Raw genomic sequence first — 13,191 nt, 5'->3', positions numbered from 1 at the left:
GTCACGATGAGTCAGAATGTTTATCAGTTTATCGACTTGCAGCGTGTTGATCCGCCGAAAAAACCGCTGAAACTTCGGAAAATTGAATTTGTAGAAATTTATGAGCCCTTCTCTGAAGGGCAGGTTAAAGCTCAGGCCGATCGCTGCCTGGACTGCGGTAACCCGTATTGCGAATGGAAATGTCCGGTTCACAACTATATTCCTAACTGGCTGAAGCTGGCCAATGAAGGCAGGATTATGGAAGCGGCAGATCTGTCACACCAGACCAACAGCTTGCCGGAAGTCTGTGGCCGTGTTTGTCCACAGGACCGCCTGTGTGAAGGCTCGTGTACGCTCAATGCGGAGTTTGGTGCCGTCACCATCGGTAATATCGAGCGCTATATCAACGATAAAGCGATGGAGATGGGCTGGAAGCCGGACATGTCGCATGTCACGCCTACCGGTAAACGTGTCGCCGTCATTGGCGCCGGCCCTGCCGGTCTGGCTTGTGCGGATGTCCTGACCCGTAATGGTGTAAAGGCAGTGGTCTTTGACCGTCACCCGGAAATTGGTGGTTTGCTGACCTTTGGTATTCCTTCTTTCAAATTAGAAAAAGAAGTGATGATCAAACGTCGCGAACTGTTCACCGAAATGGGCATTGAATTCCGTCTGAATACTGAAGTGGGACGCGATGTTCAGCTCAGCGACCTGATGGATGAATTCGATTCTGTGTTCCTGGGTGTCGGGACTTACCAGTCAATGCGTGGTGGCCTGGAAAATGAAGATGCGCCGGGTGTATTTGATGCCCTGCCTTTCCTGATTGCGAATACACGTCACACCATGGGCTTTGAGCCACTGGAAGAGCAGCCTTATATCACCATGCAGAGTAAACGCGTTGTCGTGCTCGGTGGCGGGGATACGGCGATGGACTGCGTGCGTACGTCCATTCGTCAGGGTGCCAGTCATGTGACCTGTGCTTACCGTCGTGATGAAGAGAATATGCCAGGCTCGCGCCGCGAGGTGAAAAATGCCCGTGAAGAAGGGGTTGAGTTCCGGTTTAACCTGCAACCTTTAGGTATCGAGATCGACAGCCAGGGTCGCGTCTGTGGCGTTAAGATGGCACGTACCGAAATGGGTCCTGAAGATGCGGCAGGACGCCGCCGGGCAGAGATCGTCGCAGGTTCTGAGCACATCATTCCGGCGGATGCCGTAGTCATGGCATTCGGTTTCCGTCCGCATGGTATGGAGTGGCTGGCAAGCTTCGGCGTCGAACTTGACGCTCAGGGACGTATTATTGCACCTGAGAACAGTGATAACGCTTTCCAGACCAGTAACCCTAAGATCTTTGCCGGGGGCGATATCGTCCGTGGTTCTGACCTGGTCGTTACCGCTATCGCTGAAGGCCGTAAGGCGGCTGAAGGTATTATGGATTACCTGGAGGTCTGACAGACTTCCGGTTTCCATCCTGAAAAGGCACAGTATTGTGCCTTTTTTTTCGCCCGCCCCCCGGCTCCCCCGCCTGCAAATGTCCGGAGTCAGGCTTTTTATGTACATATTTTAGCCAACCCTTCCGTTATCCTGCCTTTTGCTTACGGAATATCCCGTAGCCAGAAAAAGGAACTGATATGGATTTCTCAGGAAAGGTCGTCATTGTTACCGGCGGAGCCAGCGGTATTGGTCTCGAAACGGTCAAAGCGTTTGCTTCTGCCGGGGCATCTGTGGTCATTGCGGATATTGCCCCTGACAGCGAACAGATCACCCGCGAACTTCAGCAACAAGGAATGTCCGTGATCTTCTGCCAGACAAACGTATGTAGTGAGGCGGACCAGCAGCAGTTGATCGAAACGACTCTCCGGCATTTTTCAGGGCTGGATATTGTGTTTGCCAATGCCGGTATCGCCCGCGATGGTGTCGCAGCAGATCTCTTATTCACCGACTGGCAGAAAACAATCGATATCAATCTTTCCGGGGTGTTTCTCAGTAATAAATATGCGCTCCGGCATTGGACGGAACATAACCTCCCCGGGGTTATCGTGAACTGCGGCTCCATCCATAGCTTTGTCGGTAAACGCCACGTCACCGCTTATGCCGCCGCCAAAGGCGGGGTCAAACTGTTGACCGAAACACTGGCCGCAGATTATGCCGGGAAAAATATCCGCGTGAATGCGGTTTGTCCGGGCTATATCGATACCCCGTTACTTAGCAAACTTTCCTCAACACAGAAAGAAGAGCTGATTAAGCTTCACCCGCAGGGCCGCCTGGGGCGTCCTGAGGAAGTCGCCGCCGCGGTCCTTTTTCTTGCCAGTGACCAGGCCGGGTTTATCAATGGTGCATCGTTGCTGGTCGATGGCGGATATACTGCCCAATAGCTTGTTTCAGGCATAAAAAAACCGGCCTGCGGGCCGGTTTTCATGACATCCTGATAACTTACTTAACAATGCGTAGCGCCGGACGTCCGCCGCCGCGCGGAGGATGAGGGGGTTCATCATCGCCATCAGTCTCTGAGTCGGTCGTGCCCTCAGGCAAATCACCCTCAATGACTGACATGATAGTTTCTGACGGAGCAGCCTGCGGCTCAGCATCATCTTCTGATAACTGGTCATAGGCAGGCTCAGGTTCAAACATGGTTCCGGCACCATTCTCACGTGCATAGATGGCCATCACCGCATTCATCGGCACAACGACCTGACGAGGAACGCCACCAAAACGGGCGTTGAAATGCACGGCATCATTGGTCATCTCAAGATTACCGACAGCACGCGGAGCAATGTTCAGTACAATCTGTCCATCACGCGCATATTCCAGCGGAACCATCACGCCCGGCAGATTAATATCAGCCACCAGATGTGGCGTCAGATCATTATCCAGCAGCCATTCATAGAATGCCCGTAACAGATAAGGACGACGTGCACTCAGTTCAGTCATTTCCATAATCAGCCCCGAAATTGCAGACGCATTTCGCGTTCAGTTTCGGTCAGAGAGGCCAGGAAAGAGTCACGTTCGAAGACGCGTGTCATATAGCCTTTCAGCTCTTTAGAGCCTGTGCCGCTCAGGTCTACACCCATTGAAGGTAAACGCCACAGTAACGGAGCCAGATAGCAATCAACCAGGCTGAATTCTTCGCTCATGAAGAAAGGTGTACGGGCGAATAAAGGCGCAATTGCCAGTAACTGCTCACGCAGTTGCTTACGGGCATCATCAGCTTCCTGAGCAGTTCCTTTCTCGATACGGAACAGCAGGCTGTACCAGTCCTGCTCGATGCGATGCATCATCAGGCGGCTTTCACCCCGGGCGACAGGATACACAGGCATCAATGGCGGATGAGGAAAACGCTCATCCAGGTATTCCATGATAATACGTGATTCATACAACGTCAGTTCACGGTCAACCAGAGTCGGCACCGTACAATACGGATTCAGGTCAATAAGATCCTGCGGAAGGTTATCCATATCGACCTGTTCGATCTCCACACTAACGCCCTTTTCGGCCAGTACGATACGTACCTGATGGCTGAAAATATCACTGAGTCCGGAAAACAGTGTCATTACCGAACGTTTGTTGGCAGCGACAGCCATGAAAACCTCCACTTAGCTCAAAAAGATACTACGAATAGCCAACAACAGCCGACTAGCCAGTATGCATAAAACCTGTCAGTCTGCTCAAATACCCTGTTACAGGCCCTCAGGCCCCCGGGGCATCGCTCTTGCCGACAGGTATAAATCAGGGCCATAGTCTACCAGATCTTCACCTGTTTGTGGGGGGTGATTAAAGATTTACCAATAAATAGTCCTGAACTGCAGGCCTCTGAGCGTCGGAAAACAAAAAACCCGCCGAAGCGGGTTTTTGAGGCCAATTGCAATGCTGCATAAGCAGCAAAGAATTAACGTTTGGAGAACTGTGGACGACGACGTGCTTTACGCAGACCGACTTTCTTACGTTCAACTTTACGTGCATCACGGGTAACAAAGCCCGCTTTGCGCAGTTCTGAACGCAGAGATTCGTCATACTCCATCAGAGCGCGTGTGATACCGTGACGGATCGCACCTGCCTGACCAGAGATACCACCACCTTTAACGGTGATGTACAGATCAAACTTACCTACCATATCAAGCAGTTCCAGCGGCTGACGCACGACCATACGTGCAGTCTCGCGACCGAAATACTGTTCTAAAGAACGCTGATTGATAACGATGTTTCCGCTGCCCGGCTTGATAAAGACGCGAGCGGATGAGCTTTTGCGGCGACCTGTGCCGTAGTTTTGAGTTTCAGCCATTGCCTGTAATCCCGATTAAATGTCAAGAACTTGCGGTTGCTGTGCCGCATGGTTGTGCTCGTTACCTGCGTAAACTTTCAGTTTACGGTACATAGCACGACCCAGTGGGCCTTTTGGCAGCATGCCTTTAACCGCGATTTCAATCACACGCTCAGGACGGCGATCAATCATCTCTTCGAAGGTCGCTTGCTTGATACCACCGATGTGGCCAGTGTGATGGTAATAGATCTTATCGCTACGCTTGTTACCAGTAACAGCAACTTTCTCGGCGTTAAGAACGATAATGTAATCACCGGTATCAACGTGCGGAGTGTATTCCGCTTTATGTTTGCCACGCAGACGACGAGCCAGTTCAGTCGCTAAACGACCTAAAGTTTTGCCTGTCGCGTCAACAACATACCAGTCACGCTGTACGGTTTCTGGTTTAGCTGTAAAAGTTTTCATTGAAAAGCTTACCCAAATATAAGTTACACGTTGGTGAAATCCCAAACGCTTAAGTAAACGATTGAGGCTCACACGACTATTTTGCCAGTAAGCCTACCCCTTCGGATAGAGTTACCGGATCACAAAGGTTTTTGGGAAAAAAAACCATTTGCCGTAACGTGGGGTCGCAAGATTATAGAGAAGTCCCCCGCAAAGGTCGACCCTTTTTGCGATAAAATTGCTTACCCTCTTCCCGGCATTTGCATTCAGGGCAAATGCGGGCGGCGCAGATACTCCTCACTCTGCATTTCCTGCAGACGTGAAAGACAGCGCTGGTACTCAAAATTCAGTTGGTTACCCCGATAAATATCACCCAACGCCGCTTCTGCGCAGACGACCAGTTTAACATGCCGTTCATAAAACTCATCGACTAATGCCAGAAAACGTCTTGCCTGGTCTTCCATCGCCTGAGTCATGACCGGAACATTAAACAGCAGCACAGTATGATAGCGCTTTGAAAGCTCGATATAATCCCGCGGACTACGCGCCTCACCACACAGGGTGGAAAAATTTATCGCAACCACCCCGCCGCAGGATTTTCGCGTGGCCAGCGGACGATGGTTGATCTCCAGCACCGGCGATTCCGCCGCCTGATAGTCACACCCGGCCAGCGCACCAAACATCACCGCCATTTCCTGCTCACTGGCATCACCTGGCGGCGTTTTCCATAAGTGTGCTGACGTCAGAGTGCGTAACCGGTAGTCGATGCCGGCATCCACATTCATAATGCTGCAGTGGCGCTTAATTTGTTCGATGGCAGGTAAAAAGCGTCCGCGCTGCAGTCCGTTGCGGTAGAGATCATCCGGAGGAATATTGGATGTTGCGACCAGAGTAATCCCGCGTGCAAACAGCGCTTCCATCAGCGTACCCAGTAGCATGGCATCGGTAATGTCCGAGACAAAGAACTCGTCAAAACACAATAAATCTGCTTCCGCTTTGAAGCGATCAGCGATAATCAGTAACGGGTCGCTGTGCCCCTGTAATTCAGCCAGCTCCTGATGCACTCGCAACATAAAACGGTGAAAATGCAACCGGAGTTTACGCTGACCCGGAATAGACTGAAAAAACAGGTCCATGATCCAGGTTTTTCCTCGCCCGACACCTCCCCACATATATAGTCCGCGAACAGGGCTAACGTCCTCAGAAGAGGTCTTACCAAATAAGCCGGATAAGCGGGCCAGCAAACCCGGCCGGGTGACCGGGGGCTGCGGCATTCGTTCAGTAAGGGACTGATAAATCTCATCAAGGCAAGTCACCGCTGATTGTTGTACATCATCAGGCTGGTAATCGCCGCGGTTAAGCTCTTGCTGGTATAGGGCCAGAGGAGATGTCATTTGCATTTTTCTCAGCTTTTCAGAAAAGCCCCGTCAGGGGTGTTTGACGAAAAAAAAACCGTTATACAGTACGACAGCCTGACTCAGGATTCCACATCCATCAGATTAACGGGTATAGTGACTGTCATTGAAGTAGGTTATCTTCTTGTTGTTAACTGATTATCATGAAGAAGAAACCGTTGTACCCTGAATAACAACGGAAATTAGGGGAGTTATTATGACCTGGGAATACGGAATTATCGGATTAGTGGTTGGGCTGGTCATTGGCGCAGTCGTGATGCGCTTCGGTAATAAGAAACTGCGTGAGCAGCACACGGTTCAGTATGAGCTGGAAAAATCCAAAGCTGAACTGGAAGAATACCGCAAAGAACTGACCAGCCATTTTGCACGCAGTGCAGAGTTACTGGACAATATGGCCCACGATTATCGTCAGCTCTATCAGCACATGGCGAAAGGTTCTAATGAGCTGCTGCCGGATTTACCTGGTGATCAGAATCCTTTCACCTGGCAGGTTACAGAAGCAGAAGCCGATAACGATCAGGCACCGGTACAAATCCCGCGGGACTATTCAGAAGGCGCATCAGGATTACTAAGAAACGGCCCCGCGAGTCGTAAGTAATCTCCCCGGGTGCGATCGCACCCGGCTCTTTTTATTGACCGGTCGTCTCCGGGCTTGCTCCATCTTTTAACCGCGGGAATACTTTCAGAATGAAAAAACTATCGCCATTATTTTTAGCCCTCTCATTGAGTGCCGGACTGAATTTATCACTTTCACCGCTGGCCCACGCCACTTTGCCTGTGAAAGTGGAGGGCCAGCAGTTACCTTCTCTGGCACCGATGCTCTCCCGCGTGTTACCTGCTGTCGTCAGTGTTCAGGTCAGTGGCATACAAGCGCCGGCCAGTGATCAAAATACCCCTCAGCCACTGAAAAAGTTCCCGGGTCAGCCCTCCCCGCAAAGTACACAGCCACAGCCTTTTGAAGGCCTGGGCTCAGGGGTGATTATCAATGCGGAAAAGGGCTATATCCTTACTAACCATCATGTCATCAGGGATGCGACAAAAATCACCGTACAGTTGAGTGACGGACGCCAGTTTGATGCCAAAGTGCTGGGCAGTGATACCCCGACCGATATCGCATTATTACAGGTGAAAAACCCGAAAGATCTGACACAGATTAGCGTGGCAAACTCTGATCAACTGCAGGTCGGTGATTTTGCAGTGGCTATCGGTAACCCGTTCGGCTTAGGACAAACCGCAACATCCGGCATTATTTCAGCACTGGGACGCAGTGGCCTGAATATTGAAGGACTGGAAAACTTTATCCAGACCGATGCTGCCATCAACCGGGGCAACTCCGGTGGTGCACTGGTCAATCTGCGCGGTGAACTGATTGGTATCAACACGGCTATCCTGGCATCGAATGGCGGTAACATCGGTATCGGTTTTGCCATCCCCGGGAATATGGCCATGAATATTGCCGACCAGCTGATTAAATACGGTCAGGTAAAACACGGACAACTCGGTATCAAAGGCACTGAACTGACCCCGGAGATGGCGAAGGCCTTCAATGTGAATGTCAGCCGGGGCGCATTTATAGCAGAAGTGCTTCCGGGATCTGCCGCCGCAAACGCCGGGCTGAAGGCCGGTGACATTATTACCACCCTCGATGATAAATCCCTGTCCGGATTTGCAGAGCTGAGAGTGAAAGTTAGTACCCACTCTCCTGGAGATAAATTACGACTGGGTATACTGCGTGCCGGCAAGCCTCTGGCTATCGTGGTCACACTTGAGCAAAGCGGTGCCAACGTATCCGCAGTGACCCGTCTGGCTGAACCCGCCTTCCAGGGAGCGACGTTTACTGATGGTGAAACGGTCAGCAAAGAGAAAGGGATAAAAGTAGCAGAGGTGATAAAACAGAGTCCGGCTGCGCAGGTGGGAATGCATCCCGGCGATGTCATTATCAGCGTTAACCGCCAACGGGTACAAAATCTGGCAGAACTTCACAAAGTACTGGAAACCAAACCGGATGTTATCGCGCTGAATGTCATTCGTGGCCAGGAAAGTATCTATCTGTTAATGCGTTAAAAAGCAGATAACGACCGGCACAAGCTGATACCCGTCCCGGTCGTTATCATGTTATCCTTACTTCCCCTTTCCCTGCAAAACGATCGGCATGTTAATCAAATTATTACGTTCGGTGATTATCGGCCTTATTGTGGCTGTGGTGCTGTTACTGGTCATGCCCGGATTCCATACCGGAAGCTGGCTGTCAGGACTTTTTGGCCATTCTTCTGACGCCTCTGAGGAGCCTATTGTCAGCTTTAGCCAGGGAGTGAGGCGTGCTGCCCCCGCAGTGGTTAATGTCTATAACCGTAACACCCAGGCGAATAATAATCAGGGGATCACCACTCTGGGTTCCGGGGTCATTATGAATTCCCGCGGATATATTCTGACCAATAAACATGTGATCAATAACGCCGGACAAATTATTGTTGCTCTGCAGGATGGCCGGTTTTATGAAGCGACTCTGGTGGGCTCAGACGCGATGACCGATCTGGCCGTGCTGAAAATTTCCGCCTCTAACCTGCCCGTGATCCCGATTAATACCAAACGCATCGCGCATGTCGGTGACGTCGTGATGGCCATCGGTAACCCTTATAATCTGGGACAAACCGTGACTCAGGGAATTATCAGTGCCACCGGCCGGGTCGGGCTGAGTTCGTCAGGCCGCCAGAATTTCTTACAGACCGATGCCTCCATCAATCAGGGTAACTCCGGTGGCGCACTCATTAACTCGCAGGGCGAACTGGTGGGTATCAATACCCTGACCTTTGATAAAAGCAGCGACGGTGAGACGCCTGAAGGCATTGGTTTTGCTATTCCTACCGCGCTGGCGACCAAGATTATGGATAAACTTATTCGTTATGGTCGGGTGATCCGGGGCTTTATCGGGATCACGGCCCGCGAAATCCCGGCTTTCCATACCCAGGGGACAAGTCTGGATAAAATTCAGGGACTGGTGGTCAGTGAAGTCGCCCCCGGCGGACCGGCCGAAAAGGCAGGTATCCAGCCTAACGACCTGTTGCTCAGTGTGAACGGAAAGCCTGCGTTATCGGCTCAGGAAACCATGGACCAGGTCGCGGAAATCAGGCCGGGTTCGGTGATACAGGTGCAGGTATTACGTAATGATAAAAAGCTGACCTTGCCGGTGACGATTCAGGAATTCCCTCACGACAACTAAGCAGGACAAAGCGAACTGGCACGGAGAACGAAACAGGTATCCGCTGCCGGTTCTTATTTCCGTCCTGAAACACTCTTACAGCCATCAGTTGCCGCGGGGATCCTGCCCCCGGAGACAGTAATCTTCTGATCTTCCGATGAATAATCCCTGACGGTCAGTCATGTCCTGTTGATCCCCCGCCAGTGAATCTCTTTGCCGTGGTCGCCAGCCCTTCCTCTGAAGAGCGGAAAAGACGTAAACACCGCAAAAAAAAGATGAACAACATAAATAACCAGGGGTACAGAGTTAAATAGCGATTTGGACTATTCTGGATTCTTTGATAAAATCCGCGCCCTGCTCACACCAGGGCTGGATAACAGGTTACGCATTGCATAAAAATTCATCAGCATGCATAATAATGTAACCCTTTTACGGATTTCCACTCATATAAAAAATGGTAGCCTATGCGAATCGCTTCTAAACAGGAAGATTTAATCAGGGCATTCAAGGCCCTGCTGAAAGAAGAAAAGTTTAGTTCACAGGGCGAGATTGTTACTGCGCTTCAGGACGAAGGCTTTAATAATATTAACCAGTCTAAAGTGTCGCGGATGCTGACCAAGTTTGGAGCCGTTCGTACCCGTAATGCGAAAATGGAGATGGTGTACTGCCTGCCTGCCGAACTCGGGGTACCCACCACGACCAGCCCGTTAAAGAACCTGGTTCTGGATATCGATTTCAATGATGCACTGGTCGTCATTCATACCAGTCCCGGTGCTGCACAGTTGATAGCGCGGTTGCTGGATTCATTAGGTAAAGCCGAAGGGATCCTGGGTACCATCGCGGGTGATGACACTATCTTCATTACTCCGTCCCGGGGGTTCACCGTGAAGAAACTCTATGATGCTATCCTGACATTATTCGAGCAGGAACTTTAATACAGCACACCACTTCCCTGCCGCCACTGTCATAGCGGCAGGGGCATTCCCGCATTCCCGCATTCCCGCATTCCCGCATTCCCGCATTCCCGCATTCCCGCATTCCCGCATTCCCGCATTCCCGCATTCCCGCATTCCCGCAGCATAAAACATCACAATAATGAAACAAAAATGAAGGAGCAGAGGAAATAGCACAAAATGACAAATCGTTGCATCCTGTTGTTTGTAGTGACAAAAAAAAGTCAAAGGTTAAATAATATTCATCTGTTAGTTGAATTTGTTATAAAAAATATCAAGTAAACGGTTACATTCAACCAAAGTATTATTAGCAATGTATTAATTTCCCAGGTTACCAGTACTATAATGCTTTCCGTGATCAACATCACAAAAAATTGAAAATTATTAACTGAGGAATCAATCGTGAGTATAAAAGCCGGACTGGCTATGATGGGTGTATTAACTGTTCTTTCATTTACCGCATCTGCTGCACAATCAATTAATAGCGAGCAGGCACAAGGTATGCACTCCATCGGGGTTATCACCGTCAGTGGCATTAATTCGGCACCGTCAGATATTAATCAACAATTAAATAGCAAAGCTGATGCAATGGGTGCCCGTGCGTATGAAATTACCGAAAACTATATGAATGGTAATTATCACGCGACTGCAGTAGTTTTTAAATAACACAGTAACTTTCCATGTAAGGCAATGACTGCAAAATACTCTTTCCTGATAACAGGATAATTACGACGGAAAAAAATAAGGCTAATCGCTGCGGTAACGTTAGTTCTCCGTCAGCCTTATTAAGGTGACAGTCTGCAGACTGTTATACCGGTTCCGGACCATAAGATAAGAATAATATTATAACGACCGGGCCTTCCCGGAAAGAAGTTCTATCCCCTGAAAAATGTCATTTCAGCCCCCTTTCGGGGGCTTTTTTTATTTGTCCTAATCGTCAGTCGTCAAACCTCTTCCGGATGTATGACATGACGTAGCCTTCTTTAATTACAGGTTAATCAATGTGTTTCGGTAGCGTATCAGAATGTCCTCCAGACGGTGCACCGGCTCGATCACAGAAACCGGCACCGAGTGCTCATGAAGCTTCTGCTGGTAAATTTCCAGTTCCTGTAATAGCTGATTGTAATAATGGCTCCGCTTCTCATCATTATGTGATGAAATAACTCTGTCTCCGGTATGTCGCAATCTGCGATGGAATTCAGATAACTCAGCCGCAGGCGGGATATTTGCCTTTCGCAAACGTTGATGGCTAATAATCAGCGTTAATGCCAGACGATATTTATTAATATCATCCGGGAAAAGGTTAAGCAGCAGGAATAACTGCTGATAGAGTGCCGGCAGATGATTTTCCCGGCGCCTTTCAGGATCCGTCGTCAATGCCGATACCGCAGCATAAATAAAGCGATTAAGAATTTTTCTTCCGGTACGGGCTTTAGATTTATCCCGGATAAGTAAAATCACCATCATCGCCAGGAAACAGCCAATAACCTGCCCCAGTGCACTATCAAGGAAAGTATTAATACCGAAATCCATCGGATTACTCAAAACCAGAATATTTAGCGTACCGACAAATGCACCAAGAGTACCCAACTGCCGACGCTGAATAAAAATACCGGCAACAAAAGCCATACTGCCCATGATAAGACAGAGCAGAAAAATGCTTTGTTGTGTCCCTGGTAGCAGGAACATGTAATACAGTGCTCCGAGCGGAACGGCCACTGACATACCGTACAGAAAATCTTTTGCCAGCATCAGTGGATTGGGCAATCGCATGGCTAATGCGGTCACAACCGCCAGCATCACCATACAGGCACTGCCGGCATTCCAGCCGGAATAGAGCCAGAAAAGTGACCCCAGTGCAGTAGCAACAAAGGTACGGATCCCGTTTATCATCGCCGGATGCGTCTCGGCAGAACGCACATGCACAACAATTTCACGTTGCAGGATAGCTTCTTCAATATGGCTGATCCTGGCATTCGTTTTCAGCCCTTTCAGTAACACCAGATATTCACTGGCGGCACCTATCCATGTGCTGATCGTTTCCGGCACCTGGCGGTTCCCCGTTAATGTCACCAGACGCCGTAACGCTTTCAACTGCTGATACAGTTCAGAAAAGTTACTGACATCACGGTTGATCACCTCATAAAATTCAGAAGGGATATACTCTTGCCGGGTCGTGCTGATTAGAAAGGTTTCTGCGGCCTGGGTTATCATGGTCAAAGAAAGTGTATTGAGCATCTTCATCCGGCGACCGGAACGATGCCAGTGAGTCGATTCCATTCTTAGTTGCTGACGCATTCCCCCCAGCGCAGTGGTACGACGGACTAATGCGCCCCAGGCTTTATCCAGTTCTTCTTTATCCGCCTGCCTGACACAAATCTGCAGCAGCTGGTACTGAGCTATCAGTAACGATTCGGTTTCATGGTCGATCACTTTCTTAATCGAACGGGGAGAAAAGATAATATCGGCCAGGATCACACAAAAAATCCCGATGCTGATTTCACTGCAACGCTCAACCGCAAAACGAGGAACCAGTGCCAGTGAACCATTGGCCGCGACCGTCACCATGATAATTAAGGCGGTGTAACCGGCCAGCCCTAATGCATAGGCATTCTCAGCACGCATCAGCGAAGAGAGCCAGACACAAATTCCGGCCCACAGACAACACAACATCAACATAACGACGGGCGCGCGGGCAGTGAAGATCATGATAGTCAGCGCTGCAATGCACCCAAGGAAGGTACCGATGACCCTTAATATTCCCCGATGCCGCAGAGCCCCGGAGTAAGGGTCTCCGCCGGTAGCAAACGCTTGTCCGCCTGCTACAATCGCTGCCGTCATTACCGCCCAACGCGGAGTTTCTAAATTACAGAAGAACCCCAGCATCAGTGCCAGTAAGACGGCAAATGTCAGCTTAACCGGGAAACGTAAAAACTGAATCACCGCCCC

At 50.0% G+C, this 13,191-nt stretch carries 13 protein-coding genes; 7 read left to right on the top strand and 6 right to left on the bottom strand.

The window, feature by feature from the left end:
- Positions 1-6: 6 nt before the first annotated feature.
- Positions 7-1,425 (top strand): glutamate synthase small subunit, encoded by a 1,419-nt coding sequence (locus CG67_RS15360; protein ID WP_025903816.1) that lies wholly within the window; start codon positions 7-9, stop codon positions 1,423-1,425.
- A gap of 179 nt (positions 1,426-1,604) precedes the next feature.
- A complete protein-coding gene (locus CG67_RS15355) occupies positions 1,605-2,348 on the top strand; it encodes an SDR family NAD(P)-dependent oxidoreductase (protein WP_025903815.1) in 744 nt (247 codons plus the stop codon).
- Positions 2,349-2,406: 58 nt separating this feature from the next.
- On the opposite strand, the gene sspB is transcribed toward CG67_RS15355, so the two are convergent.
- The 5 genes from sspB to zapE all read right to left on the bottom strand — a co-directional run bounded on the left by sspB (position 2,407) and on the right by zapE (position 6,075).
- Positions 2,407-2,910 (bottom strand): ClpXP protease specificity-enhancing factor, encoded by a 504-nt coding sequence (gene sspB, locus CG67_RS15350; protein ID WP_025903814.1) that lies wholly within the window; start codon positions 2,908-2,910, stop codon positions 2,407-2,409.
- A gap of 2 nt (positions 2,911-2,912) precedes the next feature.
- Positions 2,913-3,554, bottom strand: a complete 642-nt coding sequence (gene sspA, locus CG67_RS15345; protein WP_025903813.1) for a stringent starvation protein SspA — start codon at positions 3,552-3,554, stop codon at positions 2,913-2,915.
- A 305-nt stretch (positions 3,555-3,859) separates the two neighbouring features.
- Complete coding sequence (gene rpsI / locus CG67_RS15340) at positions 3,860-4,252, bottom strand: 30S ribosomal protein S9 (RefSeq protein ID WP_025903812.1); 393 nt, start codon at positions 4,250-4,252, stop codon at positions 3,860-3,862.
- A 15-nt stretch (positions 4,253-4,267) separates the two neighbouring features.
- Positions 4,268-4,696: a 50S ribosomal protein L13 gene (gene rplM, locus CG67_RS15335; RefSeq protein ID WP_025903811.1), complete on the bottom strand. Its 429-nt coding sequence runs from the start codon at positions 4,694-4,696 to the stop codon at positions 4,268-4,270.
- Between the two features lie 245 nt (positions 4,697-4,941).
- Complete coding sequence (gene zapE / locus CG67_RS15330; RefSeq protein ID WP_025903810.1) at positions 4,942-6,075, bottom strand: cell division protein ZapE; 1,134 nt, start codon at positions 6,073-6,075, stop codon at positions 4,942-4,944.
- A 211-nt stretch (positions 6,076-6,286) separates the two neighbouring features.
- On the opposite strand from zapE, the gene zapG reads away from it, so the two are divergent.
- The 5 genes from zapG to CG67_RS15305 all read left to right on the top strand — a co-directional run bounded on the left by zapG (position 6,287) and on the right by CG67_RS15305 (position 10,908).
- On the top strand, positions 6,287-6,688 hold the full coding sequence (zapG, locus tag CG67_RS15325; protein WP_025903809.1) for a Z-ring associated protein ZapG: 402 nt from the start codon (positions 6,287-6,289) through the stop codon (positions 6,686-6,688).
- Between the two features lie 89 nt (positions 6,689-6,777).
- Positions 6,778-8,154 (top strand): Do family serine endopeptidase, encoded by a 1,377-nt coding sequence (locus CG67_RS15320; protein ID WP_025903808.1) that lies wholly within the window; start codon positions 6,778-6,780, stop codon positions 8,152-8,154.
- Between the two features lie 88 nt (positions 8,155-8,242).
- Positions 8,243-9,310 carry an outer membrane-stress sensor serine endopeptidase DegS gene (gene degS / locus CG67_RS15315; protein WP_025903807.1) on the top strand — a complete coding sequence of 356 codons (1,068 nt, stop codon included), beginning with the start codon at positions 8,243-8,245 and terminating at the stop codon, positions 9,308-9,310.
- Between the two features lie 443 nt (positions 9,311-9,753).
- Positions 9,754-10,224 carry a transcriptional regulator ArgR gene (gene argR / locus CG67_RS15310; RefSeq protein ID WP_025903806.1) on the top strand — a complete coding sequence of 157 codons (471 nt, stop codon included), beginning with the start codon at positions 9,754-9,756 and terminating at the stop codon, positions 10,222-10,224.
- 420 nt (positions 10,225-10,644) lie between these two features.
- Complete coding sequence (locus CG67_RS15305; protein WP_025903805.1) at positions 10,645-10,908, top strand: YdgH/BhsA/McbA-like domain containing protein; 264 nt, start codon at positions 10,645-10,647, stop codon at positions 10,906-10,908.
- A gap of 321 nt (positions 10,909-11,229) precedes the next feature.
- Here CG67_RS15305 and aaeB read toward each other — a convergent pair whose 3' ends face one another.
- Positions 11,230-13,185 carry a p-hydroxybenzoic acid efflux pump subunit AaeB gene (gene aaeB, locus CG67_RS15300; protein ID WP_025903804.1) on the bottom strand — a complete coding sequence of 652 codons (1,956 nt, stop codon included), beginning with the start codon at positions 13,183-13,185 and terminating at the stop codon, positions 11,230-11,232.
- Positions 13,186-13,191: the final 6 nt, after the last annotated feature.

The sequence above is a fragment of the Tatumella sp. UCD-D_suzukii genome (assembly GCF_000611875.2).
Lineage (GTDB): Bacteria > Pseudomonadota > Gammaproteobacteria > Enterobacterales > Enterobacteriaceae > Tatumella > Tatumella ptyseos.
Note: the sequence above shows the minus strand (reverse complement) of the source record. Positions and strands in the feature narration are given on the sequence as shown.

Excerpts from the sequence above, each read along its gene's own strand:
- sspB (WP_025903814.1), bottom strand. The coding sequence starts at position 2,910 with ATGGAAATGACTGAACTGAGTGCACGTCGTCCTTATCTGTTACGGGCA.
- zapG (WP_025903809.1), top strand. The coding sequence starts at position 6,287 with ATGACCTGGGAATACGGAATTATCGGATTAGTGGTTGGGCTGGTCATT.
- degS (WP_025903807.1), top strand. The coding sequence starts at position 8,243 with ATGTTAATCAAATTATTACGTTCGGTGATTATCGGCCTTATTGTGGCT.
- argR (WP_025903806.1), top strand. The coding sequence starts at position 9,754 with ATGCGAATCGCTTCTAAACAGGAAGATTTAATCAGGGCATTCAAGGCC.
- rpsI (WP_025903812.1), bottom strand. The coding sequence starts at position 4,252 with ATGGCTGAAACTCAAAACTACGGCACAGGTCGCCGCAAAAGCTCATCC.
- zapE (WP_025903810.1), bottom strand. The coding sequence starts at position 6,075 with ATGCAAATGACATCTCCTCTGGCCCTATACCAGCAAGAGCTTAACCGC.
- CG67_RS15360 (WP_025903816.1), top strand. The coding sequence starts at position 7 with ATGAGTCAGAATGTTTATCAGTTTATCGACTTGCAGCGTGTTGATCCG.
- CG67_RS15355 (WP_025903815.1), top strand. The coding sequence starts at position 1,605 with ATGGATTTCTCAGGAAAGGTCGTCATTGTTACCGGCGGAGCCAGCGGT.
- sspA (WP_025903813.1), bottom strand. The coding sequence starts at position 3,554 with ATGGCTGTCGCTGCCAACAAACGTTCGGTAATGACACTGTTTTCCGGA.
- rplM (WP_025903811.1), bottom strand. The coding sequence starts at position 4,696 with ATGAAAACTTTTACAGCTAAACCAGAAACCGTACAGCGTGACTGGTAT.
- CG67_RS15320 (WP_025903808.1), top strand. The coding sequence starts at position 6,778 with ATGAAAAAACTATCGCCATTATTTTTAGCCCTCTCATTGAGTGCCGGA.